This is a genomic window from Pseudomonas citronellolis, from assembly GCF_001586155.1.
In the GTDB taxonomy this organism is placed as follows: domain Bacteria; phylum Pseudomonadota; class Gammaproteobacteria; order Pseudomonadales; family Pseudomonadaceae; genus Pseudomonas; species Pseudomonas citronellolis.
The window spans coordinates 6,311,246-6,329,948 of record NZ_CP014158.1 but is presented as its reverse complement, the minus strand read 5'-3'; the positions used below and the strand labels follow the sequence as shown (position 1 = coordinate 6,329,948).

The window sequence follows — 18,703 nt, the reverse complement described above, 5'->3', positions numbered from 1 at the left end:
GAACCGTGCCAGCCGCACTGCAACTGCCGGGAAATTCCGTTCGCGAGCAAGAACCAGGCGTCCCCCTTGCTCCTACAAAAAGTAATCTCTCCCAATCAGCCGGCCAATGGCCACCCTCAACGGCACGCCCCTTGCTGGCAAATGGCATCGGCGCATCCCGCGCCAGTATTCCGTTACCCGAGGAGGCACTCCGTGTCCGCCGTCCTTTCGCTGTTGCGCAGCCGCCTGCTGCGCCCCGTGTTCATCGCCCTGGGCCTGGCGCTGCTGGTGCAGTTGCTGATCGCCCTGTGGCTCACCCGCAGTACCGTGGACCAACTGGTGGCCGACCTGGGCGAACGCCTGGGCGGCCAGTCGCAGCGCCTGGCCGGCGAGTTGGAGCGCGCCGGTGGCGAGCTCAGTTCAGGGCTCACCGAGCTGTCCGCGCGAACCCGCGAGCGCCTTGGCGCCGCCTTGTCGGCGCGGCTGGAAGAGGAACGCGGCGAAACCCGCCAGAGCCTCGAACAAAGCCTGCGGCAGTCCGCCGACCAGCTTGCCCAACTGCTTGCCGCGGTGGCGCCCAAGGCCATGTGGGACAACGACGTACCGACGCTCTCCGAGTACGCCCGGCGCGCCCAGGCCAACCCCAACGTGCTCTTCGTGGTCTACGACGATGCCCAGGGGCAGCACCTGACGCGCTACCTCAACCGCGAGGACCCGCGCATCCAGGCGCTGCTCGCCAAGGGCCAGGCTGAGCGCGCCCTGGACAAGGTGCTGGAAGCGGCCGCCCACGACGACTCGGTGATCCTCTCCAGCGTGCCCATCAGCCCCAATGGCGTGGTGATCGGTACTGTGCGCCTGGGTATTTCCACGGCCGAAGTGGAGAAGCAGGTGCAGGCCCTGGACAAGCGCTTCTCCGCCCTGATCGCCAGTGGCGACCAACTGGTGGCCGACAGCCTGGCCGGCGCCGCCGCCGACAGCAACAAGGCGCTGAGCGCCCGTCTGCAGGCGGCGCAGCAGGCGGCCGCCGAGATGAGCCGGGGCGCGCAGGGCGCGGTGGAGGCTTCCGCCGGTAGCCTGCGTTGGCACATCGGTCTGGGGTTGGTGCTGGTTGGCCTGGGCGTACTGCTGGTGCTGGCTTTGGTGCTTGGGCGGCGGGTAGTGAACCGCCTGCGTTTGTTGATCGATGCACTCGACGACCTGGCGGCCGGGGAGGGCGACCTGACCCGCCGCGTGCGCCTGGACAGCAATGATGAAGTGGGCGAGATGGCGACCGCGGTGAACCGCTTCGTCGACAAGCTGCAGCCCATCGTCCGCGAGGCGGGGCAGGTGGCGCAGCGCACCGGCAGCGAGATCGCCGCCCTGGCCTCGCGCAGCGCCAGCGCCGAGGCGGCCGCCGACCGTCAGCGCAACGAAGTGGCCGGCAGCCTGGAGGCGCTCGCCGGCATGGCCGCCGAAGCTCAGCTGGAAAGCCAGGCCATGCAGGAGGCGCTGGAGCGCGTGGCGTCCATCCGCAAGGCGGCCGACGATAACGCAGCCATCGCCCGGCGCGTCGGTGGCCTCATCGAAACCCTGGAGTCCCGTGTGCAGAGCGGCGCCGGGGTGATCGAGAAGCTGGCGCAGCAGAGCGAGCAGATCGAAGTGGTGCTCTCGGTGATCCACGGCATCGCTGAGCAAACCAACCTGCTGGCGCTCAATGCCGCCATCGAGGCGGCACGAGCCGGCGAGAGTGGCCGTGGCTTTGCCGTGGTGGCCGACGAGGTGCGGGCGCTGGCGAGCAAGACGCAGCAATCCACCGGCGACATCCAGACCCATATTGACGCTTTGCAGCGCGGTGCGCGCGAAGCGGTGGAAGCCATCGGCCAGGCCCGCGAGCAGGCAGTGCAGGGGTTGGCCGCGCTACACGACAGCGAGCGCCTGCAGCGTGAAGTGCAGCGGGCCGTGGAGGAAGTGCATGGCGCCATCGAGTCGGCGGCCCATGCCGCCGAGCAGCAGGCCGCCGGTGCGGTCGCGGTGCGCGGGCGCGTCGAGGTGATCCACGCCGAGGCGGGACGCGCCGCGGAAGCCGTCGCCGCCACCGCCAGCAGCGGGCGCGTGCTGGACGGCCTGGCGGCGCAGCTGCGCGCCAGCCTGGGGCAGTTCAAGGCATGAGGGGAGAAGGGCCGGGCGTTTCGTCCGGCCCGCTCCTGCGAACGACGGAAACGAAAAAGCCGAGCAGTGCTCGGCTTTTTCGCTTGAAGATGGTGCCCAGGAGAAGACTCGAACTTCCACGGTGTTGCCACCGCTAGGACCTGAACCTAGTGCGTCTACCAATTCCGCCACCTGGGCATGCTTTTCAGCATGGGGTGCGATGATCGCTCATCGTCTTGCGGTAATGCAACCTTTCGGTCGCTTCGGCGTCTCAATGTCCGGTTATCAGGGTTCCGAACCGCCGCGATACAGCCAGGGGCTCTATCGTGAAATAAGTGGTGCCCAGGAGAAGACTCGAACTTCCACGGTGTTGCCACCGCTAGGACCTGAACCTAGTGCGTCTACCAATTCCGCCACCTGGGCACTGGATGCGATGATTGCTCATCGTTTCCGTGTTACAACGTCGCAGTGACGCTGTGGGCGCGAACTATACGGAGCAGGCTTTGGCTTGTAAACCCCTGATGCGATAAAAAATTTATTCTTGGTCGAAGCTGACCGACGAGCGGATTTCGCGCTTCAATAAGCACATGACGCTTACATTTATATAGACGATAAGGTGATCTCACCCTGATGGCCGATTGGCAAAACCTCGATCCCGAGGCCGCCCGCGAAGCGGAAAAATACGAAAACCCCATCCCCAGCCGCGAACTGATCCTGGCGCACCTCGCCGAACGCGGCGCGCCGGCGACCCGCGCGCAACTACTGGAAGAGCTCGGCCTGTCCGGCGAGGAGCAGGAAGAAGCCCTGCGCCGTCGCCTGCGCGCCATGGAACGTGACGGCCAGCTCATCTATACCCGCCGCGGCGCCTACGCCCCGGTGGACAAGCTGGACCTGATCCGCGGCCGCATCGCCGGCCACCGCGACGGCTTCGGCTTCCTGATTCCCGACGACGGCAGCGACGACCTGTTCCTCAGCCCGACGCAGATGCGCCTGGTGTTCGACGGCGACCGCGCCCTGGCGCGCGTCTCCGGCTTCGACCGCCGTGGCCGCCGCGAAGGCGCCATCGTCGAAGTCATCGAACGCGCCCATGAGACCCTGGTCGGCCGCTACTTCGAAGAGAGCGGCATCGGCACCGTGGTCGCCGACAACCCGAAGATCCAGCAGGAAGTGCTGATCCCGCCGGGCAAGCACGGCGCGGCCAGGCACAACCAGTTCGTCCAGGTGCGCATCGACCAGTGGCCCAGCGTGCACCGCCAGGCCCAGGGCGAAGTGGTGGATGTGCTCGGCGACTACATGGCGCCGGGCATGGAGATCGAAGTCGCCCTGCGCAGCTACGACATCCCCCACGTCTGGCCCGAAGGCGTTGAGAAGGAAGCGGCCAAGCTCAAGCCCGAGGTGGCGGACAAGGACAAGGAGAAGCGCGTCGACCTGCGCGCCCTGCCGTTCGTGACCATCGACGGCGAGGACGCCCGCGACTTCGACGACGCCGTCTACGCCGAGAAGCGCAAGGGCGGCGGCTGGAAGCTGTACGTCGCCATCGCCGACGTCTCCCACTACGTGAAGGTGGGCTCGGCGCTGGACGAGGAGGCGGCCAAGCGCGGCAACTCGGTGTACTTCCCCGAGCGTGTCATCCCCATGCTGCCGGAAATCCTCTCCAACGGCCTGTGCTCGCTGAACCCGCTGGTCGACCGCCTGGCCATGGTCTGTGAGATGAACCTGTCCAGGGCCGGCAAGATGACCGGCTACCAGTTCTACGAGGCAGTCATCCACTCCCACGCGCGGCTCACCTACACCAAGGTCAGCCAGTACCTGGAGACCCCCGACAGCCCCGAAGCCAAGCGCCTGGCCGAGCAACTGCCGGGCGTGGTGCCGCACCTGAACACCCTGTATGACCTGTACAAGGTGCTGCTGGCGGCGCGCCACGTGCGTGGCGCCATCGACTTCGAGACCCAGGAGACGCGCATCGTCTTCGGCGCCGACCGCAAGATCTCGGAGATCCGCCCGACCCAGCGCAACGACGCGCACAAGCTGATCGAGGAATGCATGCTGGCGGCCAACGTGGCCACCGCCAGGTTCCTCGAGAAGCTGGAAATCCCCGCGCTGTACCGCGTCCACGACGGCCCGCCGCAGGAGAAGCTGAACAACCTGCGGCAGTTCCTCGGCGAACTGGGCCTGGCCCTCTACCGCGGCAAGGGCGAGCCGACCCCCGGCGACTACCAGGCGCTGCTCGAATCCATCCAGGGCCGCCCGGACTTCCAACTGATCCAGACGGTGATGCTGCGCTCGCTGAGCCAGGCGGTGTACAGCCCGGAGAACCACGGCCACTTCGGCCTGAACTACGAGGCCTACACCCACTTCACCTCGCCGATCCGCCGCTACCCGGACCTGCTGGTGCACCGCGCCATCCGCAGCGTGATCCGCTCCAAGCGCGAAACCGACCTGGTGCAGCGCGCCGGCGCCACCGCGATGGCCAAGGCGCGCATCTACCCCTATGACGAGCCGCGCCTGGAGCAGCTCGGCGAGCAGTGCTCGATGACCGAGCGGCGCGCCGACGAGGCCACCCGCGACGTCACCAACTGGCTGAAGTGCGAATACATGCGCGACCGCGTCGGCGAGACCTTCGACGGCGTGATCACCGCGGTCACCGGCTTCGGCATCTTCGTCGAGCTGACCGACATCTATGTCGAGGGCCTGGTGCACGTCACCGCGCTGCCCGGCGACTACTACCACTTCGACGCCGTGCACCACCGCCTGGCCGGCGAGCGCACCGGGCGCAGCTTCCGCCTCGGCGACATCACCCAGGTGGTGGTGGCGCGGGTCGACCTGGACGAGCGCAAGATCGACTTCGAGCTGGCCGAAAACGCGCTCAGCGCGCCCATCGGCCGCAAGAAGCGCGGCGACAAGGCCGAGACGGCCAAGCCCGGCAAGCCTGCCAAGGCGGCCGCCAAGCCGGCCAGGGCCAAGGGCCAGCCGCGCGAGCTGCAGCTGGAAGTGCCGGAGCCGCCGCTGCCCGTGGCGCCGCCGCGCAAGCGCAAGGTCGGTGTGGTCCAGGCGTTGCCCTCGGTGGCGCCGGAGATGCTCGCCAAGGCCGACGAGATGCTCGGCAACACCGATGTGAACAGAAGCCGCGCGCTGAAGCAGGCGCTGCTCGACGAAGCCAAGGTGGGCGGCAAGCGGCCGCCGGCCAAGGCCCAGGGCAAGCCGGCGAAGAACGCCAAGGCCGCTGCGGAGAAACCGCGCAAGCCGTCGAAGCAGAAAGCCAAGGCCGCCAAGCCGAGCAAGCACCGCAAGGGGCCTTCCAAGCCCAAGGCGGAGGGCGCCGCGGCAGGCAAGCCCAAGGCCAAGCCATGAGCCAGTGGGAAAGAGTCTACGGCGTGCACGCCGTGGAGGCGCTGCTGCGCCATCACCCCAAGCGCGTCAAGCAACTGTGGCTGGCCGAGGGGCGGCACGATCCGCGGGTCCAGGCGCTGGTGGAACTGGCCGGGCAGACGCGGGTGCCGGTGGGCACCCGTGAGCGCAAGGAACTCGACGAGTGGGCCGAGGGCGTGCACCAGGGCGTGGTCGCCGAGGTCAGCCCGAGCCAGGTGTGGGGCGAGAACATGCTCGAGGAACTGCTCGAGCGCACCCCCGGGCCGGCGTTGCTGCTGGCCCTGGACGGCGTCACCGACCCGCACAACCTCGGCGCCTGCCTGCGCACCGCCGATGCCGCCGGCGCGCTGGCGGTGATAGTGCCGAAGGACAAGTCGGCGACCCTCAACGCCACCGTGCGCAAGGTCGCCTGCGGCGCCGCCGAAGTGATCCCGCTGGTGGCCGTGACCAACCTCGCGCGCACCCTGGAAAAGCTCCAGCAGCGCGGCCTGTGGGTGGTCGGCACGGCTGGCGAGGCGACCCAGACCCTCTACGAACTGGACCTCACCGGGCCCACCGTGCTGGTCATGGGCGCCGAAGGCAAGGGCATGCGCCGCCTGACCCGCGAACACTGCGACTACCTGGCCAAGCTGCCCATGGGCGGCAGCGTCAGCAGCCTGAACGTGTCGGTGGCCACCGGCGTGTGCCTGTTCGAGATCGTCCGCCAGCGCCAGGCGAAAAAGACCTAAGAACCCCGTAGGAGCGAGCTTGCTCGCGAACCAAACCCGGCACCGTGCCCGCCCGGTTCGCGAGCAAGCTCGCTCCTGCGAAGAGCCCCCAGCGCGGTCTGCAGGACAGTTGGAGCAATAGGAAAAGTGCCGTCGTAGGATGGGTTGAGCGAAGCGATACCCATCGCCATGGCCGCATGGGTTTCGCAAGCCCGACCCATCCTGCGAAGAGCCTCTGCCGCCCCTCGCCTGCAATTGCTCAAATATTCATCAATTGCCTTGCGCCGCCTTCCCCCCTTCTCTAGAATGTCGCCCCTTGCCGTCCGGGCAGGCGCTCACGCGTCCACCCGCCGGCAAGTCAAAAAGACATTCACTCCTTGCCTGACCGCATCGTCGGCAGGCTGCAACCCGTAAGGAGCATTTATGCGTCATTACGAAATCGTGTTCCTGGTTCACCCGGACCAGAGCGAACAAGTCGGTGGCATGGTCGAGCGTTACACCAAGGTCATCGAAGAAGACGGCGGCAAGGTTCACCGCCTGGAAGACTGGGGCCGTCGTCAGCTGGCTTACGCCATCAACAACGTGCACAAGGCTCACTACGTTCTGCTGAACGTCGAGTGCAGCGCCAAGGCCCTGGCCGAACTGGAAGACAACTTCCGCTACAACGACGCCGTCATCCGTAACCTGGTGATCCGTCGCGACGAAGCCGTTACCGGCCAGTCCGAAATGCTGAAGGCCGAAGAGAGCCGCAACGAGCGCCGCGAGCGCCGTGAGCGTCCTGACTCCAACGAAAACGAGTCCGCTGACGGCGAAGACAGCCGCGACAGCGCCGACGAGTAATCCCGGACAGTATTGAGGAGCCGATAACATGGCACGTTTCTTCCGTCGTCGTAAGTTCTGCCGTTTCACCGCTGAAGGCGTCAAGGAGATCGATTACAAAGATCTCAACACCCTGAAGGCCTACGTTTCCGAAACCGGCAAGATCGTTCCGAGCCGCATCACCGGCACCAAGGCCAAGTACCAGCGTCAGCTGTCGACCGCCATCAAGCGCGCTCGCTACCTGGCCCTGCTTCCCTACACCGACAGCCACGGCCGTTGATCGGGCAGTCGACGTAGCCTTGATGGATAGATCGCATGCGCGCATTGGCTGAATTCGTCATGCGAGGCCGCATGCAGGCGACCCTGGTGGTCGTCGCAGCCGCGGTACTGCAGCCGTTCTTCTGGCTCGGTGCCGCCGCCGGCAGCCTGGTGCTGCTGCGCCGAGGAACCGGCGATGCCATTGGCATCCTGGCCTGGGCGCTGCTCCCGGCCCTGGCCTGGTGGTACCTGGGCGACCCCACGGTCACCCTGGTGATGCTGGGTTCGGCGGTCCTGGCGCAGGTGTTGCGCTCCAGCATGTCCTGGAATCGGGTCATGCTGGCCAGCGTGGTGTTGGGCGTGTTCTACGTGCTGCTGTTGAGCACGGTATCCGCCGGGCTGGTTCAAGGTCTGGCGGAGGCGTTTGGCAAGGTGCTGCCGCAGGTGCTGTCGGAAGCGAAGCTTTCGGCGGACCAGCAGGCCGAGCTGCAAGCGGGGCTGGTGCCGGCCGTTACCGGCCTGCTGGCCGCCTCGCTGCAGGTCATCAGCCTGCTGTGCCTGATGCTGGCGCGCTACTGGCAAGCGGCGCTGTACAACCCGCAAGGGTTCGGCCGCGAGTTCCGCGCGCTGCGCCTGGCGCCGGCGGTGGCCATCGCGCTGCTGCTGGGCGTGCTGGTGGTGCCGCTGCTGGGCCCGCAGTTCGCCGTGGTGGCGCCGTTGTGCGCCGTGCCGCTGCTGTTCGCCGGGCTCGCGCTCGGCCATGGGCTGGTCGCGCTGAAACGCCTGCCGGGGTTCTGGCTGGTGCTGTTGTACGGCCTGGCGCTGATGCTGGGGAATGTGATCTGTCTGGTTGCTGTCGTCGATAGTCTGTTTGATTTTCGTGGTCGCCTGGTACGTCGCCAGGGCTCCACGAACGGTGAAGGTTAAAAGTTAAGAGGTAAGACTCAAATGGAAGTCATCCTGCTGGAAAAGATCGCCAAACTGGGCAACCTGGGCGACAAACTGAACGTCAAGGGCGGCTACGCCCGTAACTACCTGCTGCCGCAGGGCAAGGCCACCGCTGCCACCCCGGCCAACGTCGCTGCTTTCGAAGAGCGCCGCGCCGAGCTGGAAAAGGCTGCCGCCGCGAAGAAGGCTGATGCCGAAGCTCGCGCCGCCCAGCTGGCCGAACTGATCGTCACCATCGGCGCCCACGCCGGCGACGAAGGCAAGCTGTTCGGTTCGATCGGCACCCGCGACATTGCCGAAGCGGTCTCCGCTGCCGGCTACCCGCTGGAAAAGGCCGAAGTGCGCCTGCCCAACGGTGCCCTGCGCACCGTCGGCGAATACGACATCGAAGTGCAGCTGCACACCGACGTCGAAGCGACCCTGCACGTGGTCGTCGTCGCCGAGTAAGCGATCCGTCGCTGCGACGCCGTGGACACCTTGCGTGGACGCGGCAGTTCGCTAACATCGGGCACGGTACCGCCTAGCGGTCCGTGCCCTTTGTTTTTCTGCATCCATCCGAGTTTCCTGCGCCGAGCCCATGAACGACATCACCGTCCCCGAGCAATACGACCTGCAAACGGCCACCCTCAAGGTGCCGCCGCATTCGATCGAAGCCGAACAGGCGGTGCTGGGTGGTCTGATGCTCGACAACAACGCCTGGGAGCGCGTGTCGGACGCGGTGTCCGACGGCGACTTCTACCGCCATGACCACCGCCTGATCTTCCGCGCGGTGTACAAGCTCGCCGAAGGCAACCAGCCGATCGACGTGGTGACCCTCTCCGAGCTGCTGGAGCGCGAAGGCCAGCTGTCGCAGGTTGGCGGCCTGGCCTACCTGGCCGAGCTGGCGAAGAACACCCCCTCGGTGGCGAACATCAAGGCCTACGCGCAGATCATCCGCGAGCGCGCCACCCTGCGCCAGCTGATCGGCATCAGCAGCGACATAGCCGACAGCGCCTTCAACCCCGAGGGCCGCAGCGCCAACGAGGTGCTCGACGAGGCCGAGCGGCGCATCTTCGAGATCGCCGAGGCGCGGCCGAAGACCGGCGGCCCGGTGGGCATCGGCGACATCCTGGTGAAGACGATCGACCGGATCGACCACCTGTTCAACACCAACGACGCCTTCACCGGCATCTCCACCGGCTTCACCGACCTCGACGAGAAGACCAGCGGCCTGCAGCCGGCCGACCTGATCATCGTCGCCGGCCGTCCGTCCATGGGTAAGACCACCTTCGCCATGAACCTGGTGGAGAACGCCGTGCTGCGCACCGACAAGGTGGTGCTGGTGTATTCCCTGGAGATGCCCTCGGACTCGATCGTGATGCGTATGCTCTCGTCCCTGGGCCGCATCGACCAGACCAAGGTGCGTTCGGGCAAGCTGGAGGACGACGACTGGCCGCGCCTGACCTCGGCGGTCAACCTGCTCAACGAGCGCAAGCTGTTCATCGACGACACCGCCGGCATCTCGCCCTCGGAAATGCGTGCGCGCACCCGGCGCCTGGCCCGCGAGCACGGCGAGATCGCCCTGATCATGGTGGACTACCTGCAGCTGATGCAGATCCCCGGTTCCTCCGGCGACAACCGCACCAACGAGATCTCCGAGATCTCCCGCTCGCTCAAGGCCCTGGCCAAGGAATTCAACTGCCCGGTGGTGGCGCTGTCGCAGCTCAACCGCTCCCTGGAACAGCGCCCGAACAAGCGCCCGGTGAACTCCGACCTTCGCGAATCCGGGGCGATCGAGCAGGACGCCGACGTGATCATGTTCGTCTACCGCGACGAGGTGTACCACCCGGAAACCGAGTTCAAGGGCGTGGCCGAAATCATCATCGGCAAGCAGCGTAACGGCCCCATCGGCACCGTGCGCCTGGCCTTCCTCGGCCGCTTCACCCGCTTCGAGAACCTCGCCCCGGGCATGTACAACTTCGAAGACGAATAACGCCCCCGTGTTTTTTGTAGGAGCGGGCCCTGCCCGCGATTCGCGCGCAGGGCGCGCTCCTACATGGAATGGAGTGGGTGGTGCAGCGTAGGAGCGGATCTCATCCGCGATCCGCGCCGAAACCTCCAGCCATCGCGGATAAGGTCCGCTCCTACGCCCATGTTTTTCCTGCCGCCGCGGCGGCGGGGCGGTTATGCTCCTCGCTCTGCTCAGCCTGTAGCTCGGAACCCCCATGCGCCCCCTTATCGCCCATATCGACCTCTCCGCCATCCAGCACAACTACGCCCTGGCCAAGCGCTGCGCGCCGGGCCGCGAGGCGTTCGCCGTGGTCAAGGCCAATGCCTACGGGCATGGCGTGCGCGAGGTAGTGACCGCGCTGCGTGACGAGGCCGATGGCTTCGCCGTGGCTTGCCTGGAGGAGGCCGCCGAGGTCCGCGCGCTGCACGGCACTGCGCGCATCCTGCTGCTGGAAGGCTGCTTCGAGCCGAGCGAGTTCCTGGTGGCCTCGCAACTACGCCTGGACATCGCCGTGCAAGGCCCGGAGCAACTGGCGACGCTGCTGGCCAGCAACCTGCCGCAGCCGCTCAATGTCTGGCTCAAGCTGGATTCGGGCATGCACCGCCTGGGCTTCTCCGCCGAGGCCCTGCGCGCGGTCTTCCCGAGCCTGCGCGGCGCCCCGCAGGTCGCCGAGCTGAACCTGATGAGCCACTTCGCCTGCGCCGACGAGCGCGGCCATACGCTCACCGAGGACCAACTGGAATGCTTCCTCGGCCTGCTCGACCTGGACTTCGACCAGCGCTCGCTAGCCAACTCCGCCGCCGTGCTGAGCATCCCGGCGGCGCACATGGACTGGATCCGCCCCGGCATCATGCTCTACGGCGCCTCGCCCTTCGCCGACCTGGGCGCGGCCGAGATGGGCCTGCGCCCGGCCATGAGCCTGCACGCGCAGGTGATGTCCATTCGCGAAGTGGCGGTGGGCGAGAGCGTCGGCTACGGCGCCACCTGGGTGGCCGAACGGCCGTCGCGCATCGGCACCGTCAGTTGTGGCTACGCCGACGGCTACCCACGCCACGCGCCCAGCGGCACGCCAGTGTTGGTCGCCGGCCAGCGCGCGCCGCTGGCCGGCCGGGTGTCCATGGACATGCTGGCGGTGGACCTCACCGACCTGCCCGAAGCCACCGTTGGCGCCCCGGTGGAACTCTGGGGCACGCAGCTGGCGGTGGACGAAGTGGCCGCCCACGCCGGCACCATCGGCTACGAGCTGCTGACCAAGGTCACCGCGCGGGTGCCGCGCAAGTACAGCGCCTAGACCAACCGGTCCGAAGTCTTCAGCGTCTCCAGCCAGAAGTCGCCATTGCCAGCGTCCTCCCCGGCCAGCGCGTAGCTGGCCCGGCCGCTGCCCTTGACCTGGTACAGCGCCTGGTCGGCGGCCTTGTACAGCTTGGCGAACTGCAGTGCGTGGCGCGGGTAGATGGCCACGCCGATGCTCGGGGTGACGCTCAGTTCCAGGCGGTCGAAGTGCACCGGCCGCGACAGTTCGCTGAGCAGGCGCACCGCTATCTCCCGGGCGTGGCCTTCGGCGTCGGGGCCGGACACCAGCGCGGCGAATTCGTCGCCGCCCAGGCGCGCCACGCAGTCGCTGGAGCGCACGCACTGGCGCAGGCGGTGGCCGACGTGCTGGAGCATGAAGTCGCCGGCGTCGTGGCCGTGGGTGTCGTTGATCGGCTTGAAGTGGTCGAGGTCGATCAGCATCAGCGCCAGGCTCTCGCCGTTCTGCTGGGCCTGCTGCAGCGCCTGCTCGGCGTGCTCCACCAGGTAGCGGCGGTTGGGCAGCCCGGTGAGCGGGTCGTTGTGCGCGGCATGGCGCAGCTGGGCCTCGCGTTCGAGCAGCAGGCGGTTGCTCTGCGTCAGCTCGGCGGTGCGCGCCGCCACGGCCTGCGCCAGGTCGTTCTGCGCGCTCTGCAGCAGGGTCATGCGCGCGCTCTTCTCGCGGTTGGCCTGCTCCAGGGCCTGGGCCTTCTCGCGCTTGAGTTCCTGGATGCGCGAGGTCAGGGCGAAGGAGAACAGGATGGACTCCATGGCCACCGACACCGGGAACAGGTAGGCGGTGGTGGGCGACGGCTGCACCACGCCCAGGGCGCGCATCACCGAGATGCTCACGCTGGACAGCACCAGGCCGAAGCCCACCAGGTACAGGCGTGCCGGCAGCGAGCCCTGCAACGATCGGGTGATGGCCGCGCCGAGCGCCGCCGGGATGCCGACGAAGGTGGTGGTGGCCAGCACCCAGCCGGCCTCGGAGCGGCCGACGAAGACGTTGAGCAGCACCGAGGCGACGTACAGCAGGCAGTTCAGCGTCAGCATGTGGTGCGCCCAGGGCACGTTGCGGCGGGTCTGCAGCAGCGTCTGGGTGAAGCGGGTGACGCACAGGCCCCACAGCGAGGGCAGGGTGATGCGGTTCAGCCACCAGGGCACCGCGTCGCCGGGCCAGAGCAGCTCGAAGGCATGGCCGGTCATGCCCATGCTGAACAGCAGGGCGAAGCCGGTGGTGAGCACGTACCAGAAGTAGGCGCGGTCGCGCAGGCTGACCAGGATGAACAGGTTGTACAGCAGCAGCGCGGCGATCAGCCCGTAGACGCCGCCGAGGAACAGGTTGGTCTCGGCGCGGTGGTCCTGCAGGTCGTCCTGCGACCAGATGCGCAGCGGGAAGGAGTTGCCGGCCGGGTCCAGGCTGCGCAGGTACAGGCGCAGCGGGCCCTCGCCGGCGGGCAGGTGGAACACCGGGCGGCGGTAGCTGCGGTCGCGGCCCTCGGCGAAGGGCACCGCTTCGCCCGAACGCAGCTCGCGGTAGCCGCCCTGGCCGTCGGGCAGGTACAGGCGCAGGTCGAGCAGGTTCACCGCGTCCACCTCCAGCCACCATCCGCCGGGCGGCGTGGCCTGGCGTTCCAGGTCCAGGCGCAGCCACCAGGGGTTGGGGCTCTGGCCGACGCTGGTGCGGCCCTTGGCGGGCACGAAGGCGGCGTCCTGCTCGCGTGCCTGTTGCAGGTCCAGGCGTGCGCCCGGGTCTTCCAGCAGCATCAGGCCGTCGTTCAGCCAGCGCCCGCTGGCCCGTTCGTCGAGCACCAGGGGCTGGGCCGCGGCGCTGGCGCAACCGAGCAGGAGGAACAACAGACACCACAGATGACGCACGGTTGACACTCCCTGTTCCCGGCCGCTGTGGCCAAGCCTGTTGAGACGGTGGAGCGAGTATAGCCAGTTGCCACTGTGGCGGCGCCGCCAATCGTCCCCGTCCGGCGGTCGCCCGGCGCCGGGAAAAACCCCAGCATCCCGGTCGGAATTGTTCACTTTTTGTGCTATATTCCGCGCCCGCGATTTCGCGACCCTATTCCTAGAGATGCCCCCGGTGCCCGTGATGCAAGCCGCCAAGCCGCTGTTCGACTATCCCAAGTTCTGGGCCGAGTGTTTCGGCCCGGCGCCGTTCCTGCCGATGAGCCGGGAAGAGATGGACCGACTGGGCTGGGATTCCTGCGACATCATCATCGTCACCGGCGATGCCTACGTCGACCATCCGTCCTTCGGCATGGCCATCATCGGCCGCCTGCTGGAAGCCCAGGGCTTCCGCGTGGGCATCATCGCCCAGCCGGACTGGCAGTCGAAAGACGACTTCATGAAGCTGGGCAAGCCGAACCTGTTCTTCGGCGTGGCCGCCGGCAACATGGACTCGATGATCAACCGCTACACCGCCGACCGGAAGATCCGCTCCGACGACGCCTACACCCCCGGCGGTAACGCCGGCAAGCGCCCGGACCGCGCCAGCATGGTCTACAGCCAGCGCTGCCGCGAGGCGTACAAGGGCGTGCCGATCGTGCTCGGCGGCATCGAGGCCTCGCTGCGCCGCATCGCCCACTACGACTACTGGCAGGACAAGGTCCGCCACTCGATCCTGATGGACGCCAAGGCCGACCTCCTGCTGTTCGGCAACGCCGAGCGCGCCGTGGTCGAGGTGGCCCAGCGCCTGTCCGCCGGTGAACCGATCGAGTCGATCACCGACGTGCGCGGCACCGCCTTCGTCCGCCGCGACACCCCCGAGGGCTGGTTCGAGCTGGACTCCACGCGCATCGACCGCCCGGGCAGGATCGACAAGATCATCAACCCCTACGTCAACACCCAGGACACCGCCGCCTGCGCCATCGAGCAGGACAAGGGCCCGCAGGAAGACCCCAACGAAGCCAAGGTGGTGCAGCTGCTGCCCAACCCGAAGCTGACCCGCGAGCGCACCGTCATCCGCCTGCCGTCCTTCGAGAAGGTGAAGAACGACCCGGTGCTGTACGCCCACGCCAACCGCGTGTTGCACCTGGAGACCAACCCCGGCAACGCCCGGGCCATGGTCCAGCGCCACGGCGAGACCGACGTGTGGTTCAACCCGCCGCCCATCCCGCTGAGCACCGAGGAGATGGACTACGTCTTCGGCCTGCCCTACGCCCGCGTGCCGCACCCGGCCTACGGCGGCGAGAAGATCCCGGCCTACGAGATGATCCGTTTCTCGGTGAACATCATGCGTGGCTGCTTCGGCGGCTGCACCTTCTGCTCGATCACCGAGCACGAGGGGCGGATCATCCAGAACCGCTCGGAAGACTCGATCATCCGCGAGATCGAGGAAATCCGCGACAAGGTGCCGGGCTTCACCGGGGTGATCTCCGACCTCGGCGGGCCGACCGCCAACATGTACCGCATCGCCTGCAAGGACCCGGAGATCGAGAAGCACTGCCGCAAGCCGTCGTGCGTGTTCCCCGGCATCTGCGAGAACCTCAACACCGACCACTCCTCGCTGATCCAGCTGTACCGCCGCGCCCGCGACCTGCCGGGGGTGAAGAAGATCCTCATCGCCTCGGGCCTGCGCTACGACCTGGCGGTGGAGTCGCCGGAGTACGTGCGCGAGCTGGTGACGCACCACGTCGGCGGCTACCTGAAGATCGCCCCGGAGCACACCGAGCAGGGCCCGCTGTCGAAGATGATGAAGCCGGGCATCGGCAGCTACGATCGCTTCAAGCAGATGTTCGAGAAGTTCACCAAGGAGGCGGGCAAGGAGCAGTACCTGATCCCGTACTTCATCGCCGCGCACCCGGGCACCACCGACGAGGACATGATGAACCTCGCCCTGTGGCTCAAGCGCAACGGCTTCCGCGCCGACCAGGTACAGGCCTTCTACCCCTCGCCGATGGCCACCGCCACGGCCATGTACCACTCGGGCAAGAACCCGCTGCGCAAGGTCACCTACAAGAGCGACGCGGTGACCATCGTCAAGGGCGAGCGCCATCGCCGCCTGCACAAGGCCTTCCTGCGCTGGCACGATCCGAACAACTGGCCGATGCTGCGCGAGGCGCTCAAGGACATGGGCCGCGCCGACCTGATCGGCAACGGCAAGCACCAACTGATCCCCACCCACCAGCCCGACGCCGACGGCAGCTACCAGAGCGCCCGGCGCAAGAACTCCACCCCGGTGGGCAGCAAGAAGGCCGGCAAGCCGCTGCTGACCCAGCACACCGGCCTGCCGCCGCGCGCCAGCGACGGCTCGCGCCCGTGGAACAAGGGCGAGGAGGGCAAGGCCGCGGCCTACGCCAAGGGCAAGAAGCGCACCACCAAGCGCCAGCCGAACATACCGCGCTGAGCGCATGTCCGACGACGGGGCCGTGAGGCCCCGTTTTCGTTTCCGGGGCTGCTTTTGTAGGAGCGAGCTTGCTCGCGAACAGAGTTTCCCGGATACGCCGGCATCAGACCGACCTCCGCACCCTCTCCCCAGCCCTCTCCCTGAAGGGAGAGGGGGCTTGTCCGTGCCGAGAAATGGCCTGGTTTCAGCTGGCAATCTCTGCGCTAGCCAGCTGACTCAGGAATACCAACGCGCACCGAACGGTCCCCTCTCCCTTCAGGGAGAGGGTTAGGGAGAGGGCGCTCTACAGCCCAATCCCCAAAGCCCCCGGGAGGCACGGTTCGCGAGCAAGCTCGCTCCTACAGGGAGGCGACTGCGTCCGGTCTATTCACCGAAACATTTTGGTACTATAGTTCCAAAATCATAAAAACAAGACCGGAGACCCCGCCATGCGTCGCGCCGCCCTGTCCCTTCTCAGCCTCGCCGTGCTCCTGGCCGCCTGCGGCGAGCAGGACAAACCCACCGCCGCGGTCAGCGCGGACTTCCAGAAAGACCTGCAGGCACGGCTGATCAAGGCCAAGCCCGGTGACGTCATCGCGATCCCCGCCGGCACCTACCACCTCGACCGCGGCCTCAGCCTCAAGGTCGATGGCGTGACCCTCCGCGGCGACGGCATGGACAAGACCATCCTCAGCTTCAAGAACCAGAAGGCCGGCGCCGAAGGCCTGCTGGTGGACGCCTCGGACTTCACCATCGAGAACCTGGCCATCGAGGACAGCAAGGGCGACGCGCTCAAGGTGCTGGGCGGCAAGAACATCGTGATCCGCAACGTGCGCACCGAATGGACCAACGGCCCGGCCACCGAGAACGGCGCCTACGGCCTGTACCCGGTGCAGACCGAGAACGTGCTGCTGGAGGGCAACGTGGCCATCGGCGCCTCCGACGCGGGCATCTACGTCGGCCAGTCGCGCAACGTGGTGGTGCGCAACAACCGCGCCGAGCGCAACGTCGCCGGCATCGAGATCGAGAACACCATCGGCGCCGACGTGTACGACAACGTGGCCACCGGCAATACTGGCGGCATCCTCGTCTTCAATATGCCCAACCTGCAGCAGCCGGGGCGCGGCACCCGCGTCTACAACAACGAGGTGCAGGGCAACAACCACGACAACTTCGGCCACAAGGGCACGCCGGTGGCCAGCGTCCCGGCCGGTTCCGGGGTGGTGGTGAACTCCAACGACGACGTGGAAATCTTCGACAACAGGATCGGCGACCACAAGACCGCCAACGTCATCATCAGCAGCTACTACAGCACCAACTACTCGGACAAGGCGACGCAGCCGAACTTCGACCCCTACCCCGAGGGCATCTACATCCACGGCAACACCTTCGGCCCCGGCGGCGACAGCCCCGACCACCTGGAGCTGAAGGCGCTGAAGATCGCCAAGTTCGGCCTCAACGGGCGCCTGCCGGACATCCTCTGGGACGGCTACGTGAACCAGAAGAAACTGGTCGACGGCAAGCTGCCGGAGGAGCTGGCCATCTGCATCGACAACGGCGAGGCCGGCATCGTCAACGTCGACGGCCCCAACGGCTACAAGAACATCAGCACCGACATGAGCAGCCACCGCTGCAAGCTCAAGCCGCTGCCGAAGATCGAACAGGCCGGCCTGGGCGAGAAGGGAGGCAAGGCATGACGCGAGCCGCCTGCGCCTGGTTGTCGCTCGCCCTGGCCGTGGCGCTGGCCGGGTGCGGGCAGCAGGCGAAGCCGCGCTACCAGCCCGAGGGCGACGACTACCCGCAGACCTTGAGCGGCTGGGGCATGCTGCGCCTGGGCGACGGCCACCTCACGCCTGCGCCCGAGGTGCTGCCCTACGACCTCAACACCCCGCTGTTCACCGACTACGCGCACAAGCTGCGCACGGTGTGGATGCCTGAAGGGCAGGCGGCGAAGTACGCCGAGGACCACTTCGACTACCCGCTGGGCACGGTACTGACCAAGACCTTCTACTACCCCACTGACGGCAAGGGCCAACTGCTGGAGAACTCGCAGGATGACCGCGACCCGCAGCAGGGCCTGGACCTGGCCAGGGTGCGCCTGGTCGAGACCCGAGTGCTGGTGAAGCAGAAGGACGGCTGGACGGCGCTGCCCTACGTGTGGGACGCCGAGCAGAAGGAAGCGCACCTGGAACTGGCCGGCGACAGCCAGGCCCTGGAACTGCAGGACGCGGCCGGGCAGAAGGTGGCCTTCACCTACATGGTGCCGGACGCCAACCAGTGCTCCGAGTGCCATGCCGAGACCAAGGGCGCCGGCATCGCCCCGCTGGGCCCCAAGGCCCGGCACCTGAACAAGGACTTCGGCTACGCCGAGGGCAGCGACAACCAGCTGCGCCACTGGCAGGCGCGCGGCTTCCTGCAAGGCCTGCCGGAAATGGCGCAGGTGCCGCAGAACGCCCTGTGGGGCCACCCGCGGGCAGGCGAGAGCCTGGAGAAGCAGGCGCGCAGCTATCTGGACGCCAACTGCGGTCATTGCCATAACCCGAAGGGAGCTGCGCGCACGTCGGGACTGTATATCGATGCCAGTGCCGAGTTGGGCGTGAACTACGGGTTCTGCAAGCAGCCGGTGGCGGCGGGCAATGGTACCGGCGGGCGTCGCGAGGATATCCATCCGGGGCATCCGGAGCTGTCGGTGCTGACCTACCGAGTGGGGAGCGACAAGCCTGGGGAGATGATGCCGGAGCTGGGGCGGGCGTTGGTACACAAGGAGGGGTTGGAGGTATTGGAGCGGTGGATTGCGGGGTTGTCGGGGGGATGTAGTTGACGCTGGAGCTTCCATGCGATGTCGGTGCGTGGGGGGACTCCATTCCCTCTCCCTAACCC

Annotated in this window: 13 protein-coding genes and 2 tRNA genes; 12 read left to right on the top strand and 3 right to left on the bottom strand. The window is 67.2% G+C overall.

The features are described from left to right. The first annotated feature begins 192 nt into the window (after window positions 1-192). Window positions 193-2,127 (top strand): methyl-accepting chemotaxis protein, encoded by a 1,935-nt coding sequence (locus tag PcP3B5_RS27690; protein ID WP_061562953.1) that lies wholly within the window; start codon window positions 193-195, stop codon window positions 2,125-2,127. 90 nt (window positions 2,128-2,217) lie between these two features. Here the strand turns inward: PcP3B5_RS27690 and PcP3B5_RS27685 are convergent. Both PcP3B5_RS27685 and PcP3B5_RS27680 read right to left on the bottom strand, forming a co-directional pair. Further along, window positions 2,218-2,304, bottom strand: a tRNA-Leu gene (locus PcP3B5_RS27685). Window positions 2,305-2,442: 138 nt separating this feature from the next. Continuing rightward, window positions 2,443-2,529 (bottom strand) — tRNA-Leu (locus tag PcP3B5_RS27680). Between the two features lie 207 nt (window positions 2,530-2,736). Between PcP3B5_RS27680 and rnr the strand changes: the two genes are divergently transcribed. The 8 genes from rnr (at window position 2,737) to alr (ending at window position 11,488) form a co-directional block, all read left to right on the top strand. Further along, the gene (rnr, locus tag PcP3B5_RS27675; RefSeq protein ID WP_061562952.1) at window positions 2,737-5,457 is read left to right on the top strand and encodes a ribonuclease R; all 2,721 of its coding nucleotides are present in this window, start codon (window positions 2,737-2,739) and stop codon (window positions 5,455-5,457) included. Beyond that, window positions 5,454-6,203, top strand: coding sequence for a 23S rRNA (guanosine(2251)-2'-O)-methyltransferase RlmB (gene rlmB, locus PcP3B5_RS27670; RefSeq protein ID WP_061562951.1), 750 nt, complete (start codon window positions 5,454-5,456; stop codon window positions 6,201-6,203). Before rnr ends, rlmB begins: the two co-directional genes overlap by 4 nt. Before the next feature lie 402 nt (window positions 6,204-6,605). Next, the gene (gene rpsF / locus PcP3B5_RS27665; RefSeq protein ID WP_009613460.1) at window positions 6,606-7,022 is read left to right on the top strand and encodes a 30S ribosomal protein S6; all 417 of its coding nucleotides are present in this window, start codon (window positions 6,606-6,608) and stop codon (window positions 7,020-7,022) included. Between the two features lie 28 nt (window positions 7,023-7,050). Then, window positions 7,051-7,281: a 30S ribosomal protein S18 gene (gene rpsR / locus PcP3B5_RS27660; protein ID WP_009613459.1), complete on the top strand. Its 231-nt coding sequence runs from the start codon at window positions 7,051-7,053 to the stop codon at window positions 7,279-7,281. Between the two features lie 35 nt (window positions 7,282-7,316). Beyond that, the gene (locus PcP3B5_RS27655; RefSeq protein ID WP_058072195.1) at window positions 7,317-8,186 is read left to right on the top strand and encodes a hypothetical protein; all 870 of its coding nucleotides are present in this window, start codon (window positions 7,317-7,319) and stop codon (window positions 8,184-8,186) included. A 21-nt stretch (window positions 8,187-8,207) separates the two neighbouring features. Continuing rightward, window positions 8,208-8,654 (top strand): 50S ribosomal protein L9, encoded by a 447-nt coding sequence (rplI, locus tag PcP3B5_RS27650; protein WP_009613455.1) that lies wholly within the window; start codon window positions 8,208-8,210, stop codon window positions 8,652-8,654. Between the two features lie 130 nt (window positions 8,655-8,784). After that, the gene (dnaB, locus tag PcP3B5_RS27645) at window positions 8,785-10,179 is read left to right on the top strand and encodes a replicative DNA helicase (RefSeq protein WP_009613453.1); all 1,395 of its coding nucleotides are present in this window, start codon (window positions 8,785-8,787) and stop codon (window positions 10,177-10,179) included. A 232-nt stretch (window positions 10,180-10,411) separates the two neighbouring features. After that, entirely contained in the window at window positions 10,412-11,488 is a 1,077-nt protein-coding gene (gene alr, locus PcP3B5_RS27640; RefSeq protein ID WP_061562950.1) for an alanine racemase, read from the top strand. Here the strand turns inward: alr and PcP3B5_RS27635 are convergent. Next, window positions 11,485-13,365: a diguanylate cyclase gene (locus tag PcP3B5_RS27635; protein ID WP_061562949.1), complete on the bottom strand. Its 1,881-nt coding sequence runs from the start codon at window positions 13,363-13,365 to the stop codon at window positions 11,485-11,487. The two genes, alr and PcP3B5_RS27635, sit on opposite strands and share 4 nt — an antisense overlap. Before the next feature lie 223 nt (window positions 13,366-13,588). On the opposite strand from PcP3B5_RS27635, the gene PcP3B5_RS27630 reads away from it, so the two are divergent. From PcP3B5_RS27630 to PcP3B5_RS27620, 3 genes are all read left to right on the top strand, one after another. Further along, window positions 13,589-15,844 carry a YgiQ family radical SAM protein gene (locus PcP3B5_RS27630; RefSeq protein WP_061562948.1) on the top strand — a complete coding sequence of 752 codons (2,256 nt, stop codon included), beginning with the start codon at window positions 13,589-13,591 and terminating at the stop codon, window positions 15,842-15,844. A 428-nt stretch (window positions 15,845-16,272) separates the two neighbouring features. Next, the gene (locus tag PcP3B5_RS27625) at window positions 16,273-17,520 is read left to right on the top strand and encodes a parallel beta-helix domain-containing protein (RefSeq protein ID WP_061562947.1); all 1,248 of its coding nucleotides are present in this window, start codon (window positions 16,273-16,275) and stop codon (window positions 17,518-17,520) included. Then, window positions 17,517-18,644 carry an SO2930 family diheme c-type cytochrome gene (locus PcP3B5_RS27620; RefSeq protein WP_061562946.1) on the top strand — a complete coding sequence of 376 codons (1,128 nt, stop codon included), beginning with the start codon at window positions 17,517-17,519 and terminating at the stop codon, window positions 18,642-18,644. The genes PcP3B5_RS27625 and PcP3B5_RS27620 overlap by 4 nt, the downstream gene beginning before the upstream one ends. The last annotated feature ends 59 nt before the right edge of the window (window positions 18,645-18,703 follow it).